The sequence below is a fragment of the Roseovarius sp. BRH_c41 genome (assembly GCF_000961715.1).
In the GTDB taxonomy this organism is placed as follows: domain Bacteria; phylum Pseudomonadota; class Alphaproteobacteria; order Rhodobacterales; family Rhodobacteraceae; genus Roseovarius.
Genome location: NZ_LADY01000011.1, coordinates 38,995 through 65,008 on the forward strand (window position 1 = coordinate 38,995; position 26,014 = coordinate 65,008).

Annotated in this window: 23 protein-coding genes and 1 other annotated feature (1 of these 24 cut by a window edge); of the genes, 12 read left to right on the forward strand and 11 right to left on the reverse strand. The window is 62.0% G+C overall.

Annotated elements, in window-relative coordinates:
- Nucleotides 1-43: a sequence feature (sul1 is cis-regulatory element that is thought to sense ions involved in sulfur or methionine metabolism; They are found in Alphaproteobacteria), on the reverse strand (it extends 16 nt beyond the left edge of the window).
- An 85-nt stretch (nucleotides 44-128) separates the two neighbouring features.
- From VR71_RS03550 to VR71_RS03575, 6 genes are all read right to left on the reverse strand, one after another.
- Nucleotides 129-2,648, reverse strand: coding sequence for a cation:proton antiporter (locus VR71_RS03550; RefSeq protein ID WP_045681248.1), 2,520 nt, complete (start codon nucleotides 2,646-2,648; stop codon nucleotides 129-131).
- A gap of 89 nt (nucleotides 2,649-2,737) precedes the next feature.
- The gene (locus VR71_RS03555; RefSeq protein WP_045681250.1) at nucleotides 2,738-3,508 is read right to left on the reverse strand and encodes an SDR family NAD(P)-dependent oxidoreductase; all 771 of its coding nucleotides are present in this window, start codon (nucleotides 3,506-3,508) and stop codon (nucleotides 2,738-2,740) included.
- A gap of 4 nt (nucleotides 3,509-3,512) precedes the next feature.
- Nucleotides 3,513-4,319 carry an ABC transporter permease gene (locus VR71_RS03560; RefSeq protein ID WP_045681253.1) on the reverse strand — a complete coding sequence of 269 codons (807 nt, stop codon included), beginning with the start codon at nucleotides 4,317-4,319 and terminating at the stop codon, nucleotides 3,513-3,515.
- A gap of 7 nt (nucleotides 4,320-4,326) precedes the next feature.
- The gene (locus tag VR71_RS03565) at nucleotides 4,327-5,178 is read right to left on the reverse strand and encodes an ABC transporter permease (RefSeq protein WP_040651480.1); all 852 of its coding nucleotides are present in this window, start codon (nucleotides 5,176-5,178) and stop codon (nucleotides 4,327-4,329) included.
- Nucleotides 5,179-5,201: 23 nt separating this feature from the next.
- Nucleotides 5,202-6,356 (reverse strand): extracellular solute-binding protein, encoded by a 1,155-nt coding sequence (locus tag VR71_RS03570; protein WP_045681301.1) that lies wholly within the window; start codon nucleotides 6,354-6,356, stop codon nucleotides 5,202-5,204.
- 41 nt (nucleotides 6,357-6,397) lie between these two features.
- Entirely contained in the window at nucleotides 6,398-7,582 is a 1,185-nt protein-coding gene (locus VR71_RS03575) for an ABC transporter ATP-binding protein (protein ID WP_296429840.1), read from the reverse strand.
- Between the two features lie 98 nt (nucleotides 7,583-7,680).
- Between VR71_RS03575 and VR71_RS03580 the strand changes: the two genes are divergently transcribed.
- Entirely contained in the window at nucleotides 7,681-8,484 is an 804-nt protein-coding gene (locus tag VR71_RS03580; RefSeq protein ID WP_296429842.1) for a helix-turn-helix transcriptional regulator, read from the forward strand.
- Nucleotides 8,485-8,755: 271 nt separating this feature from the next.
- Nucleotides 8,756-9,340 (forward strand): exopolysaccharide biosynthesis protein, encoded by a 585-nt coding sequence (locus tag VR71_RS03585; protein WP_296429847.1) that lies wholly within the window; start codon nucleotides 8,756-8,758, stop codon nucleotides 9,338-9,340.
- A gap of 189 nt (nucleotides 9,341-9,529) precedes the next feature.
- Here the strand turns inward: VR71_RS03585 and VR71_RS03590 are convergent, their stop codons facing one another.
- The gene (locus VR71_RS03590) at nucleotides 9,530-11,506 is read right to left on the reverse strand and encodes a TonB-dependent receptor (RefSeq protein ID WP_009818307.1); all 1,977 of its coding nucleotides are present in this window, start codon (nucleotides 11,504-11,506) and stop codon (nucleotides 9,530-9,532) included.
- A gap of 292 nt (nucleotides 11,507-11,798) precedes the next feature.
- Here VR71_RS03590 and VR71_RS03600 point away from each other — a divergent pair, with 292 nt between their 5' ends.
- Genes VR71_RS03600 through VR71_RS03615 form a run of 4 tightly spaced genes read left to right on the forward strand, consistent with a single transcriptional unit; the run spans nucleotide 11,799 to nucleotide 15,580 of the window.
- The gene (locus VR71_RS03600; RefSeq protein ID WP_045681258.1) at nucleotides 11,799-12,863 is read left to right on the forward strand and encodes a hemin-degrading factor; all 1,065 of its coding nucleotides are present in this window, start codon (nucleotides 11,799-11,801) and stop codon (nucleotides 12,861-12,863) included.
- Entirely contained in the window at nucleotides 12,860-13,756 is an 897-nt protein-coding gene (locus VR71_RS03605; protein ID WP_045681260.1) for a hemin ABC transporter substrate-binding protein, read from the forward strand. The genes VR71_RS03600 and VR71_RS03605 overlap by 4 nt, the downstream gene beginning before the upstream one ends.
- Nucleotides 13,737-14,804 (forward strand): iron ABC transporter permease, encoded by a 1,068-nt coding sequence (locus VR71_RS03610; protein WP_045681262.1) that lies wholly within the window; start codon nucleotides 13,737-13,739, stop codon nucleotides 14,802-14,804. The genes VR71_RS03605 and VR71_RS03610 overlap by 20 nt, the downstream gene beginning before the upstream one ends.
- On the forward strand, nucleotides 14,801-15,580 hold the full coding sequence (locus VR71_RS03615; protein WP_045681306.1) for a heme ABC transporter ATP-binding protein: 780 nt from the start codon (nucleotides 14,801-14,803) through the stop codon (nucleotides 15,578-15,580). The genes VR71_RS03610 and VR71_RS03615 overlap by 4 nt, the downstream gene beginning before the upstream one ends.
- 195 nt (nucleotides 15,581-15,775) lie before the next feature.
- Here the strand turns inward: VR71_RS03615 and VR71_RS03620 are convergent, their stop codons facing one another.
- On the reverse strand, nucleotides 15,776-16,609 hold the full coding sequence (locus VR71_RS03620) for a GNAT family N-acetyltransferase (RefSeq protein ID WP_045681264.1): 834 nt from the start codon (nucleotides 16,607-16,609) through the stop codon (nucleotides 15,776-15,778).
- A complete protein-coding gene (locus VR71_RS03625) occupies nucleotides 16,606-17,292 on the reverse strand; it encodes a GntR family transcriptional regulator (RefSeq protein WP_009818300.1) in 687 nt (228 codons plus the stop codon). Before VR71_RS03625 ends, VR71_RS03620 begins: the two co-directional genes overlap by 4 nt.
- A 253-nt stretch (nucleotides 17,293-17,545) precedes the next feature.
- On the opposite strand from VR71_RS03625, the gene VR71_RS03630 reads away from it, so the two are divergent.
- The 5 genes from VR71_RS03630 (at nucleotide 17,546) to VR71_RS03650 (ending at nucleotide 22,276) form a co-directional block, all read left to right on the forward strand.
- On the forward strand, nucleotides 17,546-18,520 hold the full coding sequence (locus VR71_RS03630; RefSeq protein ID WP_045681308.1) for an ABC transporter ATP-binding protein: 975 nt from the start codon (nucleotides 17,546-17,548) through the stop codon (nucleotides 18,518-18,520).
- A 50-nt stretch (nucleotides 18,521-18,570) separates the two neighbouring features.
- The gene (locus tag VR71_RS03635) at nucleotides 18,571-19,842 is read left to right on the forward strand and encodes an extracellular solute-binding protein (RefSeq protein WP_045681266.1); all 1,272 of its coding nucleotides are present in this window, start codon (nucleotides 18,571-18,573) and stop codon (nucleotides 19,840-19,842) included.
- A gap of 82 nt (nucleotides 19,843-19,924) precedes the next feature.
- Nucleotides 19,925-20,779, forward strand: coding sequence for an ABC transporter permease (locus VR71_RS03640; protein WP_045681268.1), 855 nt, complete (start codon nucleotides 19,925-19,927; stop codon nucleotides 20,777-20,779).
- Nucleotide 20,780: 1 nt separating this feature from the next.
- Complete coding sequence (locus VR71_RS03645; RefSeq protein WP_045681269.1) at nucleotides 20,781-21,617, forward strand: ABC transporter permease; 837 nt, start codon at nucleotides 20,781-20,783, stop codon at nucleotides 21,615-21,617.
- Entirely contained in the window at nucleotides 21,614-22,276 is a 663-nt protein-coding gene (locus tag VR71_RS03650; RefSeq protein ID WP_045681271.1) for an aspartate/glutamate racemase family protein, read from the forward strand. Before VR71_RS03645 ends, VR71_RS03650 begins: the two co-directional genes overlap by 4 nt.
- A gap of 579 nt (nucleotides 22,277-22,855) precedes the next feature.
- Here the strand turns inward: VR71_RS03650 and VR71_RS03655 are convergent.
- A complete protein-coding gene (locus VR71_RS03655; RefSeq protein ID WP_140197623.1) occupies nucleotides 22,856-23,197 on the reverse strand; it encodes a YnfA family protein in 342 nt (113 codons plus the stop codon).
- Nucleotides 23,194-23,634 (reverse strand): helix-turn-helix domain-containing protein, encoded by a 441-nt coding sequence (locus VR71_RS03660; protein ID WP_045681275.1) that lies wholly within the window; start codon nucleotides 23,632-23,634, stop codon nucleotides 23,194-23,196. Before VR71_RS03660 ends, VR71_RS03655 begins: the two co-directional genes overlap by 4 nt.
- Before the next feature lie 92 nt (nucleotides 23,635-23,726).
- Between VR71_RS03660 and VR71_RS03665 the strand changes: the two genes are divergently transcribed.
- The gene (locus tag VR71_RS03665) at nucleotides 23,727-25,958 is read left to right on the forward strand and encodes a heavy metal translocating P-type ATPase (protein ID WP_045681276.1); all 2,232 of its coding nucleotides are present in this window, start codon (nucleotides 23,727-23,729) and stop codon (nucleotides 25,956-25,958) included.
- Nucleotides 25,959-26,014 lie beyond the last annotated feature (56 nt).

Genomic DNA, 26,014 nt, shown 5'->3' on the forward strand with positions numbered 1-26,014 from the left:
GGCGGCCGGAAGAGCCACCCGGGGCTTGCACCCGGGGTCCATGCGATTACAAGCGGCGTTTAACGACCTTGCTCCCGGATGCCAAGCCATTTTCGCCGCAAGGCAACAGAACCCGGCCTGCCATCCTCTTAGTCTTGCGTGGCGATCAACTCTGGAATGATGAAGGACTCGGTCTTCACACCACGCGCCTTGGCACTTTGACGCACTGCCTCCTGCAAGCCCGCACTGCGTTTGAGCAACCGTCGGAAACGCGCCTCGTCCAGCACCAACAGGGTTGACGAGGAAATCGCCGTTGCCCCGGTGCGGCGCGGTTTCTGCATCAGGATCGCCATCTGTCCAAACATCTCGCCGCGACCCAAGCGCCATGTCTGACCGGCAACCGCCAATTCCACCGCGCCCGACGCAATGAAAAACACGCTGCGCGCGGGCGAATCCTTGCGCAGGATCACATCCCCCTCGTTGACATACCGCGTGCGCAAGGCGCGCGTCAGCTGTCGCAGGCTGCGCTCGTCCAGATCCGCAAAGAGCGGAAATTGCCGGACAAGTTCCGCTTTCTGCACTGCCACGTCCAGCTTGGGCCGTTGTTCTTCACTCAATCTGCGCGCCGCGATGTCCTGCATCAGCGCCACATGCAATTCCGCGCCGATCAACCCGTCTTCGCGCAGCATTCCGTATTCCCGCTCCTCCAGACGTAGTGCGGTGCGTCGAATGAACCGCCGCTCCAATTCCTCCGCATAACCGGGATACTGGAGTCGCAACCCCTCCAGCGCAGTTTCCACTGCCTCCTGACGCCGCCCGAGCAACTCGTGCAAGAGGTCGGCCACCCGCTTGCCGTGAATGCGCCGAATGCGCCCGTCGATGAACCCGCTCAGATCGCGCAGGATCAGGCGTTGAGACAAGAGCACCTCGAACCGATCCGCGGTCATCAGAGCCAAAGGCCTTGAAATCCGCAACCGGTTGTTCAGAATCACCGCCGCCCGAAAGCCTCGGCCATAGCGCAGGCTGCGCCGGGCGGCCCGCTGATAGCCAGTCCGCCCACCAGACCGTGCCGCCTCGATCAACCGATCGGCTTCGGTCAGGATCTGTTCCGATAGGCGGGCCGAAATCGCCTGTTCTCGGAACCGCGCAAGAATTGTGTCTCGCTCTGCCCCTGCCAGCGCGATCAACCCCAGTGTGATCCGGTCGCGGTCCTGAATTGCACGGTCCGCCTCAGCGGTTTGTACGGCACCGTCCAGTCGCGCAGCAAAACGCTTGGCCTCGGACCGCACCGTCTCGCGCGTCAATTCGTAATTCTCGGCCGTCCGCGCCACGTCTTCCCGCACGGTTTGCAGGGCCACCGCGATCACCTGATTGCTAAGCGCCTGATCGAGCGGCGACAGCCGATCCAGCCCAAGCCGCCCAATCACCCAGCGCAACGTCGTCCCCTGCACAAGCAGCGTAAAGAGCGTAAAGCCAGTGGCCAGAATACCCACGAGCCGCTTGACTTCGGGGGGCACCCGGAAACTCTCGGTGACCGCCAACGCGAGCGCCAGCGTGACCGCCCCCCGCAACCCGCCCCAAAGAATGGCAACGCGATACGGTCGCTCGACCACCGGCGACAGCTTGAACTTGCTCAGGATCGGCATCAGCCCAAAGAGTATCACCGCGCGCGCAGCCACCGCCGCCGCAATCACCACCGCGATCAGAATGAAATCTCCCGCCCGCACCTCTTCGAGCAGCCGGGGGATCAGCAGCGCCGCGAGAATAAAGATGAGCGCCCCGGCCCAATGCGCCAAGAGGTCCCATACCTCGCGCAGGTTGCCCCAGACCGCAGGCGGCAGGCGCGCCGGACCCGTCAGATTGAGCGTCAGCCCCGCTGCCACGACCGCGATAACCCCCGACGCCCCGATGCTCTGTTCCGCGCCGATATAGGCCAGATAGGGCAATGCCACAGAGACCGAAATCACCGCCAACTCATACCGCGCCATCAGTGCCATGATCCGCACCGCAATGCGTGCAGCCACCCAGCCTGCCAGCGCGCCGCCAGCAATCAGCACCGGAAATTGCGACAGGGCATCCTGAAAGCTGGGGTCCGGCACGCCCAGCATGACAAACCCCATAAAAAGACCAAACAGCGCAATCGCGGCCGCATCGTTCAACAGGCTCTCACCCTCGATGATGCGCGCCAATCGTCGCGGTGCCGAAATCGAGCGGAATATACCCACCACAGCCGAAGGGTCCGTCGTGCTGACAATCGCGCCGATCAGCAAACAGACTACCAGCGGCAGCGCACTCGCCCATGCCAGCGCATAGCCGACCGCCAGCGTCGCCACCACAACCGCGACGACCGCCAGCACCAGAATAGGCACCCAATCATCCATCATCCGCCTCGGATTGACCCCCAGCGTCACCTGAAACAGCAGCGTCGGCAGGAACACATAGAGAAAAACATTTGATCGGATCGGCAGGCCCAGAATCGCTTCGGCCACCGGATTGAGCGCATCAGTCAACTCGGTGCGCAGGAAAAAGATCGACGCAACGCCTATCATCATGCCCAGACAGGCCAAAATCACGGTATAGGGCAGCCGGAGACGCGCGGCCAAAGGATCAGCAGCGGCAATCACCAAGAACAGCGACGCAATGATTGTGGTGACAAGAACGATATCCATATCTCTGAAATAGCTTGAATATCTGACATTGGAAATCAGAGGTTCGGGGATCGCCGATGACTTTTAACACGGTCCCAGCAAACTGCCGCCTAAAGCATCTCGCCGCCGTCTATCACAAGCGCCAGTCCGGTCACAAAGCTTGACCGGGCCGAGGCCAGATAAACGATCCCATGCGCGATTTCTTCGACATTCGCCCATCGCCCCATCGGAATTGAGCCTGCCACATAGGATTCGAGCGCCTCGCGTCCCCCCATCTGTGTCTCAAACCCGGCGTTGAAAGGCGTGTCGACAAAGCCGGGGCAAAGCGCGTTGAAGCGGATATTATCGCCTGCGTAGTCCACCGCCATCTGTTTGACCATCGCCACGGCGGCATGTTTGGTCGTGGCATAGGACACCATGCCTCGATCATACTGGCAGCCCGAGTTTGACGCGGTCACGATCACCGATCCGCCGCCCTGCGCGCGCATCGGCGCAATGACCGCCCGCGCCAACACGAAATGCGCCCGCACATTCAGCTTCCAGGCCACATCCATCTGTGCGGGTGTCACATCTTCGGCCCGTCCGGGAATCTGGATGCCCGCATGACTGTGCAGGATGTCGATCCGCCCCCAATCCGCCACCACCTGCGCGACCATCGCGGCGCAGTCCGCATCCTCTGCCACATCAAGCGCAAAGGCTGCCCCCCGACCACCTGCCGCCTCGATCTGCGCCAAGGTCTCCTGCGCCAATTCGCCATCCAGATCGGTGACAATGACCACCGCCCCTTCGCGGGCCATCGCAATAGCCCCGGCCCGGCCAATTCCCGACCCTGCCGCCGTCACCAGCGCGATACGATCCTTGAGCATGCCTGTCTCCTGCATCCGATCAGCGCCCGGCCCGCACGGCACCGGGCCGCAACAGCACCTGCGCGATAATCAGCATGGTCAGCGATGCGACCATCACCATCGTGCCAATTGCGTTGATTTCAGGCGTCACGCCTCGGCGGATCGACGAAAAGATATAGATCGGCAGGGTCGTCTCGGACCCCGCGACAAAGAAGGCCATGATGAAATCGTCAAAGCTGAAGGTGAAGGCCAGCAGAAACCCCGCCAGAATCGCCGGTGCGATCTGCGGCAGCGTTACCTGCACAAAGGTCGCCACCGGACCGGCCCCCAAATCGCCAGAGGCCTCGATTTGCGCGCGATCGAAACTCTCAAGCCGCCCGCGCACCAGCAAGACCACCAGCGACATCGTGAACATGCCATGCAACCCGATGAGCGACCCCATGCCCAACGACAGCCGGCGGCCCATCACAGTCTCAAGCCACGGATTTATCAGATCAAACACCGTCACCAGCGCGATCAGCGTGGCAATGCCGATGACGATGCCGGGGATCATCACCGCAACCTGCACCAGCGTGTCAAAGAACACCCGCAACCGCCCCCGCATACCTGTGAGCGCCAGCGCCGCCATGGTCCCCGCAACCGTCGCCAGAACGGCCGACAGAAACGCCACCTTGAGCGAGGTCCAGAGCGCCTCCATCACAAAGGGATTGCTCAGCGCGCGGCCATACCATTCGGTCGAAAACCCCTGCATCGAACTCGCCGACCGCCCGGCGGAAAAGGAAAACAGCGCAATGATCCCGATGGGCAGGTACAGAAACACAAAGACGGCGATGGCATAGGCTCTCATGGCACCCTCACATCAGCCCGACATCGTCGCGGCCTGCCCCGAAACGGCGGACCGCCCGGCTATAGAGCGCGACAACGATCAACATGATCACGATCAGCGCCACAGCTACTGCCGATCCAAACGCCCAGTTGCGCGACTGCAAAAAGAGATCGACCAGCGCATTGCCGACAAAGAACACCTTGCCGCCGCCCAGAATGGCGGGGATCAAGAATTCGCCGGTGAGCAGGATGAACACCAGCATCGAGCCTGTCAGAACCCCCGGCATCGACAAAGGCAGCGTGATTTGCAGGAAACTGCGCCAGGGCGGCGTGCCCAGATCCGCCGCCGCCTCCAACAGGCTGCGATCCAGCTTTTCCAATGCGACGTAAATTGGAAAGACCATCAGCGGCAGATAGCCATAGACAATCCCCACCAGCACCGCGAAGGGCGTATTTATCAGGCGAATATCGCCCAGCCCCACCGCCTCCAGCAGCGCCGGAATACCATTGCCCCCGAGCAGGTAAATCCACGCATAGGACCGGATCAGGATTGAGGTCCAAAATGGAACGATCACCAGAATGAGCAGCGTCGTCTTCCAGCGCGCCGACACCTTCAACGCCAGATAATAGGCCAGCGGATAGGCAATGATCAACGCCGCCAGCGTGCCCAGCGGCGCCAATGTCAGCGTGTTGCGAAAGGCGGCAAACCGCGCGGGCAGGTTGGCATATTGCTCCAACGTAAAGCCCGGCGCATAGCCACCAATCGGGTTCCGCTCGCCAAAGGAAAAGACGAGGACGACGGCCAAGGGAAACAGCAGCAGCACGCCATACCAGATACCCGCCGGCATCAACAGCAGCGCGCGCGCCCTCTCCCGTGTCATGGCCATCGCCCTCGGTCCTCCGCTCAGGCCGATTTGAACCGGGCCATCAATTCGGCGCGGTTGGGATCGGTCAGCGTCACCGCCGCACCGAATTCCAACGCATTGAGCGCCTCCGCCGCCGGATAGAGGATCGGATCGTTCAGCAAATCCTCAGGCAAGAGCGCATTGGTGCGCGCATCCGCCACCGGATAGCCGTGCGCCAGCGCCTCACGCGCGTTGACCTCCGGGTCGAGCAGATAGTTGATCAGCGCATAGGCCGCCTCGCGGTGTGGCGCGCCGACCGGAATGGCATAGTAATCCGACCAGATTTCGCCGCCCTCTTTGCCAAGGGCAAAGGCGATTTCGGGCAGGTCGGTATTGAGTTGCTTGCCATCCCCCGTCCAGCACATCGTGAGCCAGGCATCACCATTGCGCATCGCGGGCTGATAATCCGACGAAATAGCAAAGAGATGCGGCTTGACCTCGATCAGCAGCTTTTCGGCCTCGGCCAGTTCCGCCGGATCGACCGAGTTAAAGCTGTAGCCGAAATACGCCAGCGCATTGCCGATGGTGGTCAGCTGATAGTCATGCACCATGACGCGCCCGTCGAACTGATCCTTGGCCCCGTCAAAAAAGGTCTTCCAGCTATCGACCACGCCGCCGGTCTTGGCGGTGTTTGACGCAATCCCCGTGGTGCCCCAGTTTTTCGGCACGGCATAGACCTTGCCATCAATCGTACCCGCATCTGCAAAGCGTGCATCAAACGCGGCAGCATCAAAATTGGGCAGTTTCGCGAGGTCCAAAGGCTCGATCAAACCGGCCTCGACATAGGTCGAAATCGCATAGTTGGTTGGAACGAACACGTCCCAGCCCGAACCACCCGCCTGAATCTTGGCCAGCATTTCCTCGTTCGAGCCAAACACATTGACCTGAGAGAAAACGCCGGTCTCGGTGGCGAAGAGGTCAAAGTTTGCCGCGTCATGGTAATTGGGCCAGGTCGCCAGAACCACCCGGTCACCCAGATCCTGCGCGATGGCACGCCCCGGCATGAGGCCCGGCAACGCGCCCCCCAGAACCGCCATCGCGGTGCCAAGGCCAGTGGTGCCCAGAAACTGACGTCGGCTGATCGAACCCTTTTCGTAGCGGCGCAGTTCCTCAATGAATTTCTTACGCGAAATCGGTGTGTTATCCTGAGTCATCGTCTCGTTTCCCTTGTTGAACTTGGTGCAGTTGTTATCCGTCACTCTTCGGCAGCCAGAACCAGACCCGTGCCTGCCGTCCAGAGGATATGGACCTCATCGCCCACCCCCTGCCCGCCCATGGCTCTTTCGGCCTGTCGCGGAACATTGACCTGAAGCGGGCCAATGCTATCGGCCTGCAGCAGATATTCGGTATGATCCCCCAAAAAGGTGCGATGGGTGATCCGCGCCCGCAGCATCGCATCCTCGCCCGGTGCCTCGCCCGGCACGGCAAGGCGCAACGCCTCTGGGCGCACCGCGATATCGACATGACGGCGCGTATCCGCCTCCGCTTCGGGCACCAGCACCTCTGTGCCCTCCGCCAGTGCGATCCGCGCCAGACCTGCCTGCCGCGACAGAACCTCGCCGCTCAGGATGTTCGCCTTGCCCACGAAATCCGCCACATAACGATTGCGCGGCCGATCATAGAGATCCTGCGGCGTGCCCACCTGCACGATCCGCCCTGCCCCCATGATGCAGATGCGATCCGACATCGACAGCGCCTCTTCCTGATCATGGGTGACCAGCACAAAGGTGATCCCAAGGCTGCGTTGCAGATCGAGCAATTCGCGCTGCATCTCGCCGCGCAGCTTGGCATCGAGCGCCGCCATCGGCTCATCCAGCAACAAGAGCTTGGGCTCGTTGATGATCGCCCGCGCCAAGGCCACCCGCTGCTGTTGGCCGCCCGACAGTTCCCATGTGCGCCGCGCGCCAAACGCGTCCAACCGCACCTTGGCCAAGGCAGCCTCCACCCGCGCGGCAATCTCGGATTTCGCCAGCTTGGGCCGTACCTGTCGCAACCCATAGCCGATGTTCTGCGCCACGGTCATATGTGGAAAGAGCGCATAGTGCTGAAACACCATGTTCACCGGGCGCGCATAAGCGGGCACGCGGCTGACATCCTGCCCGTCGATCCGAACCATGCCGTCGCTCGGCGCTTCGAACCCGGCCAGCATCCGCAGCGCTGTGGTCTTGCCACAGCCAGAGGGGCCAAGGAACGACAGGAATTCGCCGCGCCGGATACGCAGGTTGATCCGGTCCGCCGCCAAAATCGCGCCAAATCTCTTGGTGGCCCCGACGAACTCGGCGACGCAATCCTCGTCCGAGGGATGGCCCTGTATGCTGTGCGTCCCCTGTTCCCGGCTCACGCCCATCCTGATCTCCGTCTCGGCATTCGCATCCAGCATGCCGGTCCTCTCGTGTTGCGGCACACCCACACCTATGCCATACATTCTCAAAACGGTAAGAAAATCGCAGCCGGTTGTATATATCATAAAGAGCATAGATGACGACGAAAATGCAGATGTCAGATTGGTTCGAAACCAGCGCGCGGGCGGTCTCGGCGCTCGGTACGTCCGGCTTTGCCTCGGCCCTCACCACCGCTCTGCGCAGCATTGTACCCTATGAGTTCACGGTAATCTTTGCCTATTACCGCGACCACAAACCCATTGATCTGCATGATGATTTTCCCGCTGCCAAGCGCAAGGTCATGGTGGATGACTACCAAGAAGGGCCTTATCTGCTCGATCCCTTCTACCTCAATGCCACGGCCCCCACGACGCCCCGCCTCGCACGGCTGCGCGATTTGGCGCCAGATCGGTTCTATCAGGCAGAATATTTTCGCAATTATTACATCCAGACCGGACTTGCCGAAGAAATAGGCTTTATCGTCGATCTCGGCGACGGGGTGAGCGTGGTGATTTCCGCCATGCGCGAACACAAGGCCTTCTCCGCCCGCGAATTCCGCGATCTCGAAGCCGCCTTTCCCTTCGTCGCAGCCATCGCCCAGAAACAGTGGAGCGGCCTGATCACCCAATTCTCGGCGCGGCCCCAAACCGACGGTCCTCGCCTGCCGCAACTGATCGAGGATGCCTTTCAAAGTTTGGGCCGCAACCTCCTCACCCCGCGCGAGGCGGAGGTCGTGGAATATGTGCTCAAGGGTCATTCCGCCGATGCCACAGGCCGCGCCTTGGGCATTTCACCGGGCACCGTGCGCATCCATCGCCGCAACATCTACGTCAAACTGCGGGTGAGTTCACAAGGAGAACTGTTCTCCAGCTTTATCGCCGCGTTGTCAGAACTCGCCTGAGACGATCAGGATGGATCGACCCGTGTGGCATTTGGTGTCTGAACTCAGCCCCATGGGACCGTGGCGAGATTTCTGGATCATCTTGGTCTGACTTTGGAGATAGCGACGAAAGGGTCGCAGAGGGCTGGCTCTATTGCCATGTTTCTTCGTCATGTTTCGCGGTTAGAGAGAGATACGCGATTGAAGTTGCTCACGCGACACCTGATATCCGTCACAGGATTCTGAAAGGCGCATCATGCCAGGACGTCAAGGCAAGCGAAAACGACCATCCTTGTCCCTACCGATCTTGCGAAACTCGCGTGCGCAGCACCGCGCGGGGACATTGACCTTGGGCACGTTGCTGACCGCCCTTGGTGAGACCTCTTTTGGATGGGCTATTGTGGTGTTTTCGCTGGTGACCCTTTTGCCCCTGCCGCCCGGAACCACCCTTCTGACCGCCTTGCCTCTTTTGGTCACCACGGGCCAGATGGTCCTCGGCTATCCGCATGTGAAACTCCCCGGTCCGCTCGGGCGTCTCAGGCTTGATCACCCCATGCTGCGACGTGCTGTTCTGCGCCTCAGACCCGTGACCCGCAGGCTCGAACGCATCCTGAAACCACGGTACACGCGGCTTTTTTCACGCCAGAACGAGCGCCCCCTTGGCGCGCTCCTCTTCATCATCGCCTTTGCGCTCTTTCTGCCGGTCCCGCTTAGCGGATGGTTTCCGGCGGTGTCGCTCTTCATCGTGGGGGTCGGCATCGTCGAGCGCGACGGGCTGGTCACCTGCGCCGGACTCTGTCTTGGCGGCCTCTCGGTCCTGCTGACTGCGACAATTCTCGTCTCCTTGGCAGCCGGAGCAGATGCCCTGATCCATTGAGATGTGACATAATCTGCTGTGCCCGGCGCCGCGCACACCAAGAACCCCGCGAAGCCATAGGTATTCCTGACGCCCGAGGCCCGCGCCTATGGGAAACCCCGGCATCCGGGGATGTCCTCGCGACAAAGCGCAAGGCGCCCCCCTGATCACAGAGAGCCGCCTTGGAATGTCAGTTTCTGCGGGTCTTGTTCAAAAGGTCTTGGCGAGTGTCAGCTTGAAATTGCGCCCCGGCGAGGGTCGTGTCGCAAGATTTGGCGTGAATTGCGCGTCAAACAGGTTCTCGATCCCAACCCGGAATTCGGTGCCATCCCAGACCCCCCGCTTGGGGGCGATCGTGGCCCGCAGGTTATGCACCGTATAGCCGTCATCGCGCACCCCGTTGACGGTGATGGACTCGGCACTCACAACTTCCCAACTCAGGTCATAGGTGTCATCAAACACCTTACCCACAGAGGCGCGCAGGTTGTTGGCCGCAAGGTTGCGCCAATCGCGCACGCCGCCCAGGACATCCACTTCTTCGCCCTCCGCGACGGTGGCGTTGAGATCGACGTAAAACCCGTTCTCCATCGCATAGGACGCCTCGAACTCGAGACCTTGGGTCTGAATCTCATCCAGCGGGTTCTGCGCCGGGGTGGTGTCGACAAAAGAATTCACATCCCAAAGCTCACTGTCGAAATAGGTGACCTTGAGGGCAAGCGCGTCATTCTCACGCAAGAGCCCGCGACGATCATAGGAAAACCCGACCTCATAGGTGCGCGACTTCTCGCTTTGGGTCATGCGGCTTGGAAATTCCAGATCGTCGATGATCGGCAAAACCTCGGTATAGGCGGCGCTGCCAAAGACCGCCAAACCGTTGTTGAACGCATAACGCACCGACAGCCCCCCCATAAGTGCATCCTCGGAAAAGCGACCATCATTGGGGGCTGTATCGCCCTCGACCTTCGATGTCTCATACCGAATGGCGGGCGTCAGGGTCCAGGCGCGACCAATGTCGATCTCGTCCACCGCAAAGAGTGCCCAGCGATTGTCCTCACCACCCGGTGCCGCAAAGGCATCGACGCGCGTGCGGTTGATATGCTCGATCCCCGCCGTCAGATCATGGCGCAGCGCGCCCGTATCAAACAGTGACGTGTTCTTGAGAGTAAGCGTGGTGGTCTCGTAATCGTGGTCCGCATTCAGCAGCGCCGAGCAGATGGTGATCGGGGCGGGCGGGCTACCGGGACAAGAGACCGCATCCTGAAGGATCGCCTCATCGACATGCGAATATTGCAGTGTCAGATCGACCAGATCATTGAGCGGGTTGAAATTGTATTTGAGGATACTGGTCTGACTCTCGACTTCCCGGTCAACATTGCCAAAGAACGTGAGATTGCCAAAACTGTCATACGGCACGTCGAATTGCGAGCTTTGGGTATCCTGATAGCTGGCCTCGATGGAATGGGCCTTGTCCTCGCCAAAGCGGTACTTTGCCTTGACCAACCACGACGGGTCGTCGATCCGTTCCCGCAGCGGATTGATGACAGCGCCATTGCCATCCTCGGGAAAGCCAAGCCTGCGGCTGACGTAATTGAACAGCACCCCAAAGTCCTCGGTGGGCTGCCAGGCCCCGATGCTCGAGGAGGTCACACCATTGCCATTGGTCTGGAATTCCAGCGTCTGACGCAGGCCAAATCCGGTCTCGCCCCCTGTCACATCCTCGGGGTCGATGGTTTCAAGCCGCACCACACCGCCAACCACGCCAGATCCATATTGGAACGACCCGACTGTGCCCCGGATCACCTCGACCTCCTTGAAGAGAAAAGGATCGGTAAAAAGCTGGGTTCCAATGCGGTAAAGTTCCTCGGAACCGCGCGTGGCACCATCGACCTGGATTAACACCTTCTGGTCCGTGCCGAACGTTGCATTGGAGCCAAAGCCACGGATGGAGATGCCTGATCCCTGCGCGGTATCGCCGTTGAGCAGAGCCACGGACGGCACCGTCACCAGCAATTCGGCGACCGATCCGGCCTGACGGTCACGAATTTCGTCTTCGTCGATCACAGTCGACGGAGTCGCGGTTTCGGTTTGCACCGTCCGTTTGCTCTCTCCCAGCGTGAGTGTCCCAAGAAATCCCTCTTGAGCAGGTGTCTCTTGCGCCAGACTGGCAGAGCCATGGCCAAGCCCCATGCACAGGCAGGTTGTCGTCATTAAAATGCAGCGCGTGTGCGATGTCATCACGTGTCCCCTTCGTTTCATTGACAATGGCTGTCACACCGTTGTGCTTGCGAAAGGCTGGCACGGTTTTTTCATTTGGTTTCAATGGTTGAGCGATCTATTCCGGATCGGTCTTGCGTTCCTTATTCTTTTATGAGTAAAAGAGTCAAGATTGTGATTCAGATTTCTTGGATCGCAAATGAGAGCCACGTCCGCGCCGCATGCGCGATGCAGCCAGCCCATTTCAACACCACACGAGGCAGGCATGACAGACTCCGCTCCCCTTTCCCCCGACGCAATTCGTGCCTTTCAGGCCGAAAACCCCAAACTGCGTAGCCGCGATCAGGCGGACCGCCTTGGCATCAGCGAGGCGCAGTTGAACGCCGCCCATATCGGGCGTGGCGCGACGGCTATCGCCGCCCATCCCGATCAGGTCATGGCCGCCGCGCAACAGCTGGGCGAGGTGATGGCCCTCACCCGCAATGAGAGCTGTGTGCATGAAAAAGTGGGGCGTTATGACAATTACCACAGCGGTCAACATGCGGCGATGGTGCTGGCCGAGGATATCGACCTGCGGATGTTCCCAAGCCATTGGTGCCATGCCTTCATGGTCGCGACCGAGACCGACGCAGGCACCCGCCGCAGCCTGCAAGTGTTCGATGCCGCGGGCGACGCGGTGCACAAGATTTTTCTGCGCGACGGCTCATCTCTGGCCGCGTGGGAGGCGCAGCGCTTGGCACTGGCCCTTCCGGACCAGTCCGAGACCTTGACCGTCGATCCGCGCAAGCCCCCCGAAGCCGCAAAATCCAACCCCGACAAGATCGAAGTGCTGCGAGAGGAATGGCGGCGGATGACCGACACCCACCAATTCCTGCGCCTGACGTCCAAGCTGCGGATGAACCGGCTTGGGGCCTACCGCATCGCGGGCGCACCGTTTGTGCGCGCGCTGGCCACCGAGGCGGCGAATACCCTGCTGACCCAACTCGCAGAGACGGGCACCGAGGTGATGATCTTTGTCGGCAATCGCGGCTGCATCCAGATTCATTCCGGCCCCATTGTGGCCCTCAAACCCATGGGTCCGTGGCAGAACGTGATGGATGCGCGGTTCAACCTGCATCTGCGGCTGGATCATGTGGCCGAAGTCTGGGCCGTGGACAAACCCACGCAACGCGGCGCAGCGATTTCGGTCGAAGCCTTCGACGCGCAGGGGTCGCTAATCTTTCAGATCTTCGGGCTTGGCAAAGAGGGGCGCGACAGCCGCGCCGCCTTTGCCCGGATGGTCGAGGCCCTGCCGGGGCTGCAAGAGGCAAACGCGGAGGCGTTGACATGATCAAATTCACCCTGACACGCCGCGTGCTCATAGCACAGGTGGCGCTCTTTGCCCTGGCCTCTGCGAGCATGGCGCAGGAGACCGACCGAGTGCTGTCGATTGGTGGATCAGTGACCGAAATCGTGCATGCCTTGGGGCAAGAGCATCGGCTGGTTGCGCGCGATACCACCTCGACCTTTCCGCCCAAGGTGACGGAATTGCCCGATGTGGGCTATGCCCGCGCGCTCAGCCCCGAGGGTGTGCTCTCGGTTGCACCCTCGCTCATCCTCGCCATCGAGGGGGCTGGCCCGCCCGAGACCATCGAGGTTCTCAGACAGTCCGGTGTGACATTTGTCAGCATCCCCGAGGCGCAAAACGCGGCAGGGATCCTTGCCAAGATCTCCGCCGTTGGCGCGGCATTGGGCGTGCCCGAGCGCGCCGAGGCTTTGGCGACAGAGACGCGCGCCGCACTCGACACGGCGACGGCGCGGACAGCACAGACGCCCGAGGCCGCGCGCAAGCGCGTGCTCTTCATCCTCAGCCTGCAAGGCGGCCGCATCCTTGCCTCAGGGCGCGACACACAGGCCGCAGCCATCATCGAAATGGCCGGCGGCATCAACGCGGTCACAGGCTTCGATGGCTATAAGCAGATGACGGATGAGGCCGTGGCAGAGGCCGCGCCGGACGTGATCCTGATGATGGACCGGACCGGGGATCATGCCATCCTCGACGAACAGCTCTTTGCCCTGCCCGCGATCCGAACCACCCCTGCTGGCACCGCCGAGTCAGTGCTGCGGATGAACGGGCTCTACCTGCTGGGATTCGGACCGCGCACGGCCAAGGCTGCGCTGGACCTGAACACGGCCCTCTACGGCCACACGGAGACCGCGAACGATGACCGTGACCCAAGCTGACACTCTGCCCCACAGCAATCGCTGCGACCGCCGAACACTGGCGCGGCGCGCCCATCTCTGGCTGGGTCTCGGTCTGCTTCTGACCTGCGCCATAAGCCTTGAGACAGGCGCGTCAGGCGTTTCTCTTTTGTCGGTATTCGGTGCCGGGCTGGCGGAGAACCCCGTCCAGAGCATAATCCTCTGGGAGGTCCGCCTGCCCCGCGTGCTCTTGGGCGTGCTGGTGGGCGCAGCACTTGCGGTTTCGGGCGCGGTGATGCAGGGGCTCTTTCGCAATCCGCTGGCCGATCCAGGCATCGTAGGGGTTAGCGCCGGTGCCGGTCTTGGGGCTGTCACGGCAATTGTTCTTGGCGGCCTGCTGCCCATCGCTTTGCGCGACAGTCTGGGACTGTTCCTTGTACCGATCGCGGCGTTCTTCGGCGGCTGGGCCTCGGTCCTTCTGCTCTACGGCGTCGCCACGCGCGGCGGCCGCACGTCGGTGGCAACCATGCTGCTGGCCGGGATCGCACTCGGGGCCTTGTCGGGCGCGGTCTCGGGCCTTCTGGTCTACGCCGCTGACGATCAGCAATTGCGCGACCTTACATTCTGGGGGCTTGGCTCGCTCGCCGGGGCGACATGGGCCAAGGTGGCCACTGCCACCCCAATCATTCTTGCGGCCCTCATGGGGGCACTCCTTCTGGGGCGCGGCCTCAATGGTCTGGCCTTCGGAGAAGCGACGGCGCTGCATCTGGGCATCCCCGTGCAACGGGTCAAGACGCTGGCCATCCTCGCCGTCGCGGCGGCAACGGGCGGCGCGGTGGCCGTCTCGGGCGGGATTGGCTTCATCGGTATCGTGGTGCCGCATCTGCTGCGGCTGGCGACCGGGCCCGACCATGGCCCGCTCCTGATCAACGCGGCCCTTCTGGGGGCAACCCTGCTGCTCGGCGCGGACATCATCAGCCGCGTGATCATTGCTCCCGCGGAATTACCCATCGGGATCGTCACCGCTATTCTGGGTGCGCCGGTTTTTCTATGGATTTTGCTGCGTCGGCGCGGGCTGGTGGATCTATGATACTGCGGGCTCAAACCCTATCGGTGACGCTCGGGCAGAGATCCATCCTTCGGGATATCAACCTCTCCGCCTCTCCCGGTGTGCTGACTGCCATCGTTGGCCCCAACGGCTCTGGCAAAACCACGCTTTTGCGCGCCCTCATTGGCGAAATCGAGACCCAAGGCGTTCTCACACTCGGCGATCTTGAGATCAGTCCGCGCAATGCCGCTGTCTTGGCTGTGCGCCGGGGGGTCTTGCCGCAGGCGTCCCACCTCGCCTTTCCCTTCACCGTGCGCGAGGTGGTAGACGTCGGCCACCGCGCCGGACCTTGGGCAACCCGCAAAGACCTGCCCCACCGCGCCCTGGACCGGGTCGGCCTGTCCCATATGGCAGAGCGGTTCTATCAGGACCTCTCAGGCGGCGAACAACAGCGCGTGCAATTGGCGCGGGTTCTGGCCCAGATCTGGGAACCGACCGGACAAGACGGGCCGAACTGGCTCTTTCTCGATGAACCGGTCTCTAGCCTCGACATCGGGCATCAGCTGTCCGTCATGCGTCTCGCCCGAGAGTTTGCGGATCAGGGCGGGGGCGTGGTCACGGTCATGCATGACCTGAACCTGACAGCAATGTTCGCGGATGAGGTGGTGATGATGCAGAACGGACGGATCGTGGCACAGGGATCTCCGTATGAGGTCATCACCAGCACCACCCTCTCGCGAGTCTACGACTGCGACCTCGCGGTCAGCGTGCCCCCTCCCGATATGCCCTATGTCTTGCCACAGTCGGCGACGATCTGACAGACATCAGGGACAGGTCTGACCTGCTCCCCTTTGAGTCCGCTAATTTAGGTTAGCTCTGTTCAGGTTTGGTCCTGTTTTGACCGATTAGCATATTACACTGGCGTCAGACCAGCGAGACTGGTGTGTGGGCGGTGGTGGTTGACGGCGCGGCCTCGTTCATTTCAGAGATATCCCCCGATGTTCGCGGGTGACCTAGCCCAGTTCCATTGTCCCCACGGCATGCAGCGTGGCGCCGATTTCAGCGCCAACGCCACGATACATCCGGGCGGTTGCGAACCCCTCGACAAATCCGCTCTGTCGCAGCAAAGCGCCAAAGGCTGCACATCTGTCCGGGACGTCGATGATGGCCAGCGGCTCTGCCATGGCTGCCGCCGCCTGATGCGCAAGATGCAGCGCGGCGGCGGCATCGGAGGCCACAATCGGGCCAATCTTGACGCCCTCCCGGCACAGCCGCGCCGTGGCAAAGCCAGTCACATCCGCGCCCTCGCGCAGCAGGACGGTCTTGCGCGTGGGTCCATTGCGCAGCCATTCCCCCAGGAACCGCTCCCGCGACACGCCAGTCGCAGCCTTGTCGAGCCGGGCAAGGGTGGCAAAATCCTCTTGCGTGGCCAATGGCAACGACGGAGCGTCGATCGCAATGACACCGGTCAGACGGCGTGTCCGATCCGCCAGCACAAAGCCAGACTTGGCGTAATTGGCCTCTTGCGCAGAAACACCATCTAGGCCCACGGTCCGTCCACCCGCATGCGTAATGGCATGCTGCCAGAGCGCAAAACCGATCCCCTGCTCGCGAAAGTCCGGGCGGCACAGGTAAAGCCCCAGAAAGGCGTAACTTTCCGAATGGTTCACAACAGAGATGGCGGCGACCGGCTGCCGCTCCACCTCGGCCGCAAAGAACCCCTGCGGATCGGCGGCATAAAAGGCCGCTGCGTCGTCGCGCCCCGGATTCCAACCTTCATCCGCCGCCCAGTCCAGCATCCGTTCGACTTCAGGCAAGGTTGCGGTGCGGCACAGCAAACGTGTCATCGCTGCAACGCCTCGCGCAAACAAGTAGGCGGTTGGGTGACAGTGCGCAGGTCCAGCGAGGCCACGAGATCAAGCAAGTGGCTCTTCATCAGTTGCTCGGCCAAGCCAGCGTCGCGGTTGGCAAAGGCATCAAGGAGCGCGTGATGCGCCTGTGTTTCGCAGAGCGCAGCGCGGCGGCGCCAATAGAGCGCGATGATCAGCGAGGACCGCGAGATCAACTGCGAAATTAGGGCCTCTATCGTGCTCTGATCCGCAATGCGCGCGATTTCGACGTGAAACTGACCGGACAAGAGCAGAGCGCGACCGTTCTCGCCCGCGTCCAGAGCGGCGTGCTCGTCGCGGATATTGGACCGCAAGAGCGTCAGGTCCGTATCAGTCATGCGCAGGGCCGCGGAATGTGCCGTGCGAGGTTCGAGCAGGGATCGTGCCTCGAACACCTCGCGCGCCTCTCGCACCGACGGTTGCGCGACAAAGGCACCGCGATTGCGCTTCAACTCGACCAGATGACGGTGAGACAGGGCCAAGAGAGCCGCCCGCACGATGGTGCGGCTGATGCCATAGGCGTCGCTCAATTCGTCCTCTCCCAGCTTGGTGCCGGGGGGCAAACGATGTTCATGGATGGCGCGCTCAAGGTCTGCAACGACCGTGTCGCTGGTCCAGGCTCTGGTTTCAATCTTGTTCATGGTTTCCGCGCCACCCGTTCGCCTCGCACTATCACTTTTTCCGATTCGCATGGGAAGGGACAAGTGTGACCGAGCAGTCTGCGCTTGCCGACATCATTGTATACAAAATTGTTCTGTTTTCTGCGCAGCGCCTGCCTGCGTCGGCCAATAAAACAGGCGACTCCTGTTTTAGTCCCCCGGCGCATGCAAAAACGCTGCCCCTTCGCGGATTGGCCAGCACAGGGTGATCCCGACGGATGGCACGGGGGCCCTGATGCGCACGGGATACGATCTTGAACTGGTTCACCTGACCAAGCGCTACGGCGACACGGTGGCCGTGCGCGATCTGAATCATGTCTTTGTCAAAGGCAGCTATGTCTGCCTCTTGGGGCCGTCCGGTTGCGGCAAATCCTCGACCCTGCGGATGATCGCAGGCCATGAGGATGTCAGCGAGGGCGCAATCCTGCTGGATGGACAAGACGTAGCGCAATTGCCGCCCGCGCGGCGCGGAACGGCTATGATGTTTCAGAACTACGCGCTCTTCCCGCATCTTTCGGTGCGCGACAACGTGGCCTTTTCCCTGCGCATGAAGGGCGTGGACAAGGGGACGCGCCACGCCCGCGCCAATGACTTGCTGGAACTGGTCGACATGACGCATCTGGCCGACCGCCAGCCTGCGCAGCTTTCGGGGGGCCAACAGCAGCGTGTGGCGCTGGCGCGCGCGCTGATCACGGAACCCAAGGTGCTCTTGCTGGATGAACCGCTGTCCGCACTCGACCCATTCCTGCGCATCCGTATGCGCACCGAGTTGAAAAAACTTCAGCGTGAACTGGGTATCACCTTTATCCACGTCACCCATGGTCAGGATGAGGCGCTGGCGCTGGCTGACGAGATCGTCGTCATGCATGATGCGGTGATCGCCCAAGCAGGGCCGCCGCGAGAGGTATGGGCGCAGCCGCGCACCGAGTTCGTGGCGCGGTTCATCGGCGGGCACAATGTGCTCGCCCTGCCCGGCGGCAAGGTCACGATACGCGCCGACGCAGTATCGCTTGGGGCTGACGGCATGCCCGCAACGGTGATCGCTGTCGAATACCAAGGGGCCTCGGTCTCTGTCACCGCAGCCACAGAGAGCGGCGAAGAGGTGCTGGCCCTCTTGCCGGAAGCGCAATTCTTTCAATCCCCGAAATCACCCGGCGAAGCGGTCAAGCTCAGCTGGGACGAAGGGCGGTTGCACCGCCTCGAAGCCTGACAGGTCGAACCACAACCACATCAATCCACTGGACAGAGAGGACAAGAACAATGGCAAAACCCAAGGTCGGATATACCCGCCGCGCACTGCTCAGGACCGGGGGCGCGGCACTCGCCGCCTCCGCCCTGCCCGCCCCGATGCTCTGGGCGCAAGATACCAAAGACATCGTGCTGCGTCAGTTCGGCACCGGCGTGTCGAACCTCAACGACGTCGCCAACAAGGTAAAGGAAGATCTAGGCTTCACGCTCGAGATGACCGCGCTGGACAGCGACAGCGTCACCCAACGCGCCGCCACCCAGCCCGACAGCTTTGACATTGCCGATATCGAATACTGGATCTGCAAGAAGGTTTGGCCAACCGGCAACCTTCAGGCCATGGATACTGCACGGATTGCCAATTACGACAAGATCGTCGGCATCTTCCGCTCGGGCAAGCTGACGCCCGACTCGACCATCGCCCAAGGCACAGCCCCACATACGGTGGGCTTTGTGGACGGGCCCGGCAGCACCAGCTTTGCCAGCGCGGAAACCGGCTGGATGACCCTGATCCCGACGATCTACAATGCCGACACCTTGGGCATCCGCCCCGACCTGATAGGCCGCCCGATCGAAAGCTGGACAGAGCTTCTGAACCCGGAATTCAAGGGCAAGGCCTCGATCCTCGACATCTCGTCCATCGGCATTATGGACATGGCCATGGTTTGCGAGGCGATGGGAGAGGTCCAGTATGGCGACAAAGGCAACATGACCCGCGAAGAGATCGACAAGACCATGACGATCTTTACCGAAGCCAAGAAGAACGGCCAATTCCGCGCCTTCTGGAAGAGCTTTGACGAGAGCGTGAACCTGATGGCGAGCGGCGAGGTGGTGATCCAGTCGATGTGGTCGCCCGCCATCACGGCGGTCAAGTCGCGCGGTATTCCGTGCGTTTACCAACCGCTCAAAGAGGGCTATCGCAGTTGGGGCGGCGGCATTGGCCTGTCCTCGTCGCTGTCGGGCATGGAGCTGGACGCGGCCTATGACTACATCAACTGGTATCTCTCGGGCTGGGTCGGCGGCTATCTGATGCGCCAAGGCTACTATTCAGCCGTGCCCGAGACCTCCAAGACCTTCATGTCCGAGAATGAATGGGGCTATTGGTTCGAGGGCAAGCCCGCCACCGACGTCATCACCTCGCCCACCGGCGATACGCTGGCGCAGGCGGGCGATTTGCGCGATGGCGGGTCATTCAATGACCGCATGGGGGCAGTCGCCTGCTGGAACGCCGTCATGGACGAGAACCAGTATATGGTCCGCAAATGGAACGAGTTCATCGCCGCATGACACTGCAGCGACCGTCTGGGGGGCAAACACCCCCCAGACTGCGCATCCCCATGGTCAACCCCCAGCAAAACGAGCAGGCCTCATGACGACCAACCGCCATCTTTTGGGCTGGCTTCAGGCGGCGCCCCTGACAGTGGTGCTTTTGGCGTTCCTGATCGCCCCCATCGTGATGATCGTGATCGTCAGCTTTTGGGGGGCGACCGAGTTCTCGATCTACCCGGCCTTTCAATTCGACAATTATGAATTCCTGTTCGGCTCGGCCGTGACCTATCAAGTGTTCGGTGCAACCCTGAAATACGCCCTCATCACTTGGGCGCTGACACTCGCAATCGGGTTTACCGTGGCCTATTTCCTAGCCTTCCACGTGCGCAGCCTGACGATGCAGATCGCGCTCTTCCTGATCTGCACGATCCCATTCTGGACCTCGAACATCATCCGCATGATTTCATGGATTCCGTTTCTTGGCCGCAACGGGATTGCCAATCAGACGCTCCTGTCCTGGGGCGTGATCGACGCGCCGCTGGAGTGGCTTTTGTATTCCGATTTTTCGGTGATCCTGGCCTTTGTGCATCTCTACACGCTCTTCATGGTGGTTCCGATCTTCAACACCATGATGCGCATCGACAAATCGCTGCTTGAGGCGGCGCGTGACAACGGCGCAAGCGGTGTGCAGACGCTGGTGCATGTGATCCTGCCCCTGACCAAGCCCGGCATCATGATCGGCACGATCTTTGTCGTCACGCTGGTCATGGGCGATTTCATCACGGTGCGCTTCATGTCGGGTAGCCAGCGGGCCAATGTGGGGCGACTAATTTCCAACGATATCGCCCTGTTGCAATACCCGTCCGCCGCCGCAACCGCCGTTGTGTTGCTGTGCACAGTGCTGATCGTGATCGCGATCCTGCTGCGCTTTGTCAACATTCGCAAGGAGCTCTGAGATGAGCCGTCGACCGCGCTCTTTCTACGTGCTGGCCGCCTTTTTCGGCCTCTTCGTGCTGTTTCTCTACGGCCCGATCCTGACCATCGGCATCCTCAGCTTCCAAGGCCCACAGGGCGGTCTGACCTTTCCGATGAACGGTCTGTCATTGCACTGGTTTCGTGACCTTTTTCAGGAACAGGCCGTGGGCGATATCTGGGGCGCGTTCCGCCGCAGTTTCGCGTTGGGACTGATGGTGATGATCACCACGGTGGTGGTGTCGATCATGGCGGGGCTGGCCTTTCGCAAGCGGTTTGCCGGATCGGGCCTGCTCTTCTACGCCGCCATCACCGCGCTGGTGATCCCCTCGATCCTGATTTCGCTCGGCGTGGGGTTGATCTTTAGCCAGTTGGGCTTGCGGATTCACTGGGCAACCTCGGGGTTCGGCGCGCAACTGACGTGGACCTTGCCCTTTGGCTTGCTCATCATGTTCGCCGTCTTCAACCGGTTCGACAAAAGCTATGAAGAGGCCGCCCGCGATCAGGGGGCCACCGCGTGGCAAACCCTTCGCTACGTGGTATTGCCGATCATCGGGCCCTCTTTGATCGGGGTGGCGCTCTTTGGCTTTACCCTCAGCTATGACGAATTCGCCCGCACCCTGCTCACCGCAGGCAGCTACAATACCCTGCCGCTGGAAATCTTCGGGATGACAACCAACGTGACCACCCCGGTGATCTACGCGCTTGGCACACTCACCACGCTGTTCTCCTTTGCGATTATCGCGGTCTTCCTGCTCGGCGCGTGGATCATGGGCAAACGGCGCACGCGGCTTGGCTCGGATGCGGGGAGAGGCGTATGAAACTGGCCTATATCAATCCCAACGCAACCGTCGGCATGACGACGGGCATCGTCGCCGCCGCACGCAAGGCGCTGCCAGAGGCCGAGATCTTTGGCCTGACAAACATAAGCGGCCCGGCGGCCATTCAGGGCCGCGCAGACGGCGACGCCGCTCTGCCCGGTCTCTTGGCCCTCTTGCCCGTCGCTCGGGCGCAGGGGGCCGACGCCATCGTGATCGCCTGTTTCGACGACACGGGCCTGACCGAAGCGCGCGGGCTGGCCGGATGCCTGGTCTTGGGCATCGGTCAATCCAGCTTTGTGATGGCACAGTTGCATGGGCTGAGGTTCTCGGTCGTTACCTCTCTGGCCGTCTCGATCCCGGTGATCGAGGACAATATACGTCAGCAGGGCTTTGCCGGATCTTGCGCCTCGGTGCGGGCGAGCGGCCTGCCGGTCTTGACCATCGACGCGGGCGCGCCGGACACCATCGACCGCATCGCCGCCGAAATAGAAAGAGCCCGCTGCGAAGATGCCGCCACCTGCGCCGTGCTCGGCTGCGCGGGGATGGCGCCTCTCAAGGATGCTCTCTCGGCACGGACGCAGTTGCCCCTGATCGACGGCGTCGCCGCGTCTGCCCTTCTTGCCAAGGCGGTCGTGACTGGCCTCGCCCGATCAAGCTAAGACCCGTTTCGCGCGCCGCCCTTGGCAAGCCACCGAACCCCTGCGCAAGATCGCCAACGAGTCCCTCACGCGAGCAGGCCTGCCCACCTACGGCCCCCATGCCTTCCGGCACATACTGGCGCGCCACGCGGCGAAGACGGCAATTTCAGTCGCCGAAATCGTCACCAATTCGCAAAACCTTGGCCACACCGATGGTATGACACCACTGCGCAGCTACAGCCAAATCAGCCGCGAACGTCGGCGGGAACGGATCACAGGACGAAAACCCGATGACTGACGCGTGTCATGTCACGCCCCGGCGAGGGCCACGATTGCGCCAGCCGTCAACCGTGGGAACACATGTGGGGGCGACTGTTTTTGGAAGGTGTTTTTCAAAGGACACCAATACCTTAAGCGGAATTAGTGGCGGAGGGGATGGGTCTGACGTCCAACCTTCTCCAGTATAAGTCATTGATTTTATTTGATACGCACAGCTGCTACGCTGGAAGAGCGGGAGTCCGTCCGCAAAGGTTGGCTCTATCGTGATGTCGGCAACGATGAGCGGCAGTCGGCTGCCTTGATCTTGGAGAGCACCCCCGATCATCCACCAGCCGCCCTCGGCGCCAACAGGATGACGGCCGCACCGGCGAGGCAGATTGCGGCACCTGTCAGGTCCCAAGTGTCCGGGCGCTGCTTCTCGATGAGCCACAGCCAGAGGAGCGAGGCTGCGATATAGACCCCGCCATAAGCTGCGTAGGCCCGCCCCGCAAAATCGGAGGGGGCAAGGGTCAGGAGCCAAGCGAAGACGGCCAGGCTCAGGAGGCCGGGGACCAGCCAGAGCGCGCTCGCGCCTTGCCGCATCCATGCCCAGACCGCAAAGCAGCCCGCAATCTCGGCCAGAGCGGCACCGATGTAGATGGCGAGGGTGCCGGGTGCGTTCACGATGCCGCCTCGCTCTCCGGATGCTGGTGATCGGTTGCGCATAGCGAATGGTCGCCCAGAACTTCAATGACCCGGCAATCGGCAATCCGACCGCCTGCACATTGCACGACCATGCGCTCAAGTTCGCCTTTCAGCGCAGTCAGGCGCGCAAGGCGGCTTTCAACCTCGGCCAACTGCGCCCTGGCGATGACATCGGCGGCTGCGCAGGATTGATCGGGTCTGTCAGAGAGACTCAGAAGGTCTCGGATAGCGTCCAGCGGAAAACCGAGCTCCCGCGCATGGCGGATGAAGGCTAGCCGATCCAGTGCCGACTGCCCATAGAGCCGCTGGTTCCCGGCACTGCGATCTGGCTCCGGCAGGAGCCCGATCTGCTCGTAGTAGCGGATCGTCGGAACCTTCACGCCGGCCGCTTCGCCCAATTTTCCGATGGTGAGCATCAGATTTCCTCTTGAAGCTATAGCTACTAGAGACCTTAGGTTCCCGACTCAGCAAATACAATGTTGCCCGCTGGGCGGGTTGGAAGGGCGTGATGACGGCGAACGACAGTGCAACCTACGAATGGACGGTTTCCGGGATGGACTGTGCGTCGTGCGCCGGCAAGGTCCGGGGTGCGGTCGAACGCCTGCCTGGCGTGAGCGACGTCGATGTGGCGCTAATGACCGAGCGGCTTCGGCTGACTCTGGATGAAGGGCAGACCCCTCGCAACCAGATCGAAGCAATCGTCAAGCGGCTCGGCTACGGGATCGCGGCGAAAGGATCGAGCCCCGATCGGAAAGGCTTCGTGCTGCCGGACGATGAGCAAGCGTCCCGTGCGGACGGCTCGCGAGATGCCGCAGGACTCGAGACCAACGCTGGATCGACAGGGCCCGAGAGCGGTCCCGGGCCCGGTTCGCGTTGGTATCAGACCGCGAAGGGCAGACTGGTGATCGGCACCGGTCTCCTCCTCGCGGCGGCATGGGCCGTGAAACTGCTCGCCTCCCAGGATGTGGCAACGTGGGCATTCATCCTCGCGACGCTCATTGGTGTCGCCCCTATCGCACGCCGCGCCGTCGCGTCCGCCAGAGCGGGGATGCCGTTCACGATCGAGATGCTGATGACAATCGCCGCCAGCGGCGCGCTCGTCATCGACGCCGCCGAGGAAGCGGCGCTCGTCGTCTTCCTCTTCGCCGTCGGGGAGGTTCTCGAAGGTGTTGCGGCGAACAAGGCCCGCGACGGGATCCGGGCGCTCGCTCGTCTGGTACCGAAGACCGCGATCCTGGAGATCGGCGGCCGGACTCGGGTGATACCAGCCGACCAGCTGCAGGTGGACCAGATCGTTCTGGTGCGCCCGGGAGACCGGGTCCCGGCAGATGGCGAAGTTATCGAGGGCACCTCGGGCGTCGATGAGAGCGCCGTCACGGGCGAGAGTGTGCCGAAGCTGAAGGAACCCGGTGCCTCCGTCTTTGCCGGCTCCATCAATTCCGAGGCGGCGCTGCGTGTTCGGGTCACCAAGTCGGCCGAGGACAACACCATTGCCCGTATCATCCGGCTGGTCGAGGAAGCGGAAAGCGCCCGGGCCCCGACCGAGCGCTTCATCGACCGTTTCAGCCGCATCTACATGCCGGCCGTCGTCGGAGTTGCGGTGCTGGTGGCCATCGTCCCGCCCCTCGCGTTCGGGCAAGGCTGGGATACGTGGATCTACCGGGCGCTCGCGCTTCTCCTGATCGGATGCCCCTGCGCGCTGGTGATCTCGGTACCGGCTTCCATCGCCTCTGCGCTTTCTTCAGGCGCGCGTCGCGGGCTGCTGATGAAAGGAGGCGCCGTGATCGAGGCCGCGGCGGCCACCACGCATGTCGCATTCGACAAGACCGGAACCCTGACCCACGGACGGCCGCGCGTCACGGACGTGGTGCCGATCTCGGGATCGGAGACAGAGGTGCTGGCGCTGGCTGCCGCCGTCGAAGCGGGGTCGAGCCATCCTCTGGCGGAGGCGATCCTGTCCCGCGCGGAAGCTGCGGGAGCGCCGTTCCTGGCCGCGACCGCCGCCAAAGCGCTTCCGGGCAAATGGGCCGAAGCAGTCGTTGAGGGTGAAACCGCCTGGGTGGGCTCTCCACGGTTCGCCGGGGAGCGCGGTGTGTTGGACGACCACGCGCTCCGGGCGGTGGTCGGCATGGAAGATGAAGGCAAGACAGTCGTCGCGGTCTTCCGCCGGAGCCAGTTGGTCGGACTCGTAGCGCTCCGGGACGAACCCCGAGAGGATGCCGCCCGCGCGGTGCAGCAACTCAAGGCGCTTGGCATCGCGTCTGTGATGCTGACCGGCGACAACCGGCGCACGGCAGCAGCCATTTCCGCTGGGCTGGGCATTGACCATCGCGCCGAATTGATGCCCGAAGGCAAGGTCGCCGCGATCCGTGAGATGACCGCCAGAGACCGCGTGATGATGGTGGGCGACGGCATCAACGATGCCCCTGCGCTCGCCACCGCCCACATCGGAGTTGCCATGGGCTCCGGAACGGACGTCGCGCTTGAAACCGCCGACGCCGCGATCCTGCGCAATCGCGTGACCGATGTGGCCGGCAAGATTCGCCTTGCTCGCGCAGCCATGGCGAACATCAGGCAAAATGTGGCGATCGCGCTCGGCCTTAAGGCGGTGTTTCTGGTGACGACGATCCTCGGCATTACCGGGCTGTGGATCGCGATCCTTGCAGATACCGGCGCGACGGTGCTCGTCACACTGAACGCGCTGCGGCTTCTTGCGTTTGATCCGGAACGTGAGGCCTGAGATCAGATCATCGGCAGGGCGATGGTTCCGCTGCCATGCCGCAGGGCCGAGCGCTG

Excerpts from the sequence above, each read along its gene's own strand:
- VR71_RS03565 (WP_040651480.1), bottom strand. The coding sequence starts at position 5,178 with ATGACACGGGAGAGGGCGCGCGCGCTGCTGTTGATGCCGGCGGGTATC.
- VR71_RS03625 (WP_009818300.1), bottom strand. The coding sequence starts at position 17,292 with ATGAACAAGATTGAAACCAGAGCCTGGACCAGCGACACGGTCGTTGCA.
- VR71_RS03665 (WP_045681276.1), top strand. The coding sequence starts at position 23,727 with ATGACGGCGAACGACAGTGCAACCTACGAATGGACGGTTTCCGGGATG.
- VR71_RS03600 (WP_045681258.1), top strand. The coding sequence starts at position 11,799 with ATGACAGACTCCGCTCCCCTTTCCCCCGACGCAATTCGTGCCTTTCAG.
- VR71_RS03590 (WP_009818307.1), bottom strand. The coding sequence starts at position 11,506 with ATGGGGCTTGGCCATGGCTCTGCCAGTCTGGCGCAAGAGACACCTGCT.
- VR71_RS03555 (WP_045681250.1), bottom strand. The coding sequence starts at position 3,508 with ATGCAGGAGACAGGCATGCTCAAGGATCGTATCGCGCTGGTGACGGCG.
- VR71_RS03610 (WP_045681262.1), top strand. The coding sequence starts at position 13,737 with ATGACCGTGACCCAAGCTGACACTCTGCCCCACAGCAATCGCTGCGAC.
- VR71_RS03560 (WP_045681253.1), bottom strand. The coding sequence starts at position 4,319 with ATGAGAGCCTATGCCATCGCCGTCTTTGTGTTTCTGTACCTGCCCATC.
- VR71_RS03575 (WP_296429840.1), bottom strand. The coding sequence starts at position 7,582 with ATGCTGGATGCGAATGCCGAGACGGAGATCAGGATGGGCGTGAGCCGG.
- VR71_RS03660 (WP_045681275.1), bottom strand. The coding sequence starts at position 23,634 with ATGCTCACCATCGGAAAATTGGGCGAAGCGGCCGGCGTGAAGGTTCCG.
- VR71_RS03620 (WP_045681264.1), bottom strand. The coding sequence starts at position 16,609 with ATGACACGTTTGCTGTGCCGCACCGCAACCTTGCCTGAAGTCGAACGG.
- VR71_RS03630 (WP_045681308.1), top strand. The coding sequence starts at position 17,546 with ATGCGCACGGGATACGATCTTGAACTGGTTCACCTGACCAAGCGCTAC.
- VR71_RS03570 (WP_045681301.1), bottom strand. The coding sequence starts at position 6,356 with ATGACTCAGGATAACACACCGATTTCGCGTAAGAAATTCATTGAGGAA.
- VR71_RS03645 (WP_045681269.1), top strand. The coding sequence starts at position 20,781 with ATGAGCCGTCGACCGCGCTCTTTCTACGTGCTGGCCGCCTTTTTCGGC.
- VR71_RS03650 (WP_045681271.1), top strand. The coding sequence starts at position 21,614 with ATGAAACTGGCCTATATCAATCCCAACGCAACCGTCGGCATGACGACG.
- VR71_RS03605 (WP_045681260.1), top strand. The coding sequence starts at position 12,860 with ATGATCAAATTCACCCTGACACGCCGCGTGCTCATAGCACAGGTGGCG.
- VR71_RS03640 (WP_045681268.1), top strand. The coding sequence starts at position 19,925 with ATGACGACCAACCGCCATCTTTTGGGCTGGCTTCAGGCGGCGCCCCTG.
- VR71_RS03550 (WP_045681248.1), bottom strand. The coding sequence starts at position 2,648 with ATGGATATCGTTCTTGTCACCACAATCATTGCGTCGCTGTTCTTGGTG.
- VR71_RS03615 (WP_045681306.1), top strand. The coding sequence starts at position 14,801 with ATGATACTGCGGGCTCAAACCCTATCGGTGACGCTCGGGCAGAGATCC.
- VR71_RS03580 (WP_296429842.1), top strand. The coding sequence starts at position 7,681 with ATGACGACGAAAATGCAGATGTCAGATTGGTTCGAAACCAGCGCGCGG.
- VR71_RS03635 (WP_045681266.1), top strand. The coding sequence starts at position 18,571 with ATGGCAAAACCCAAGGTCGGATATACCCGCCGCGCACTGCTCAGGACC.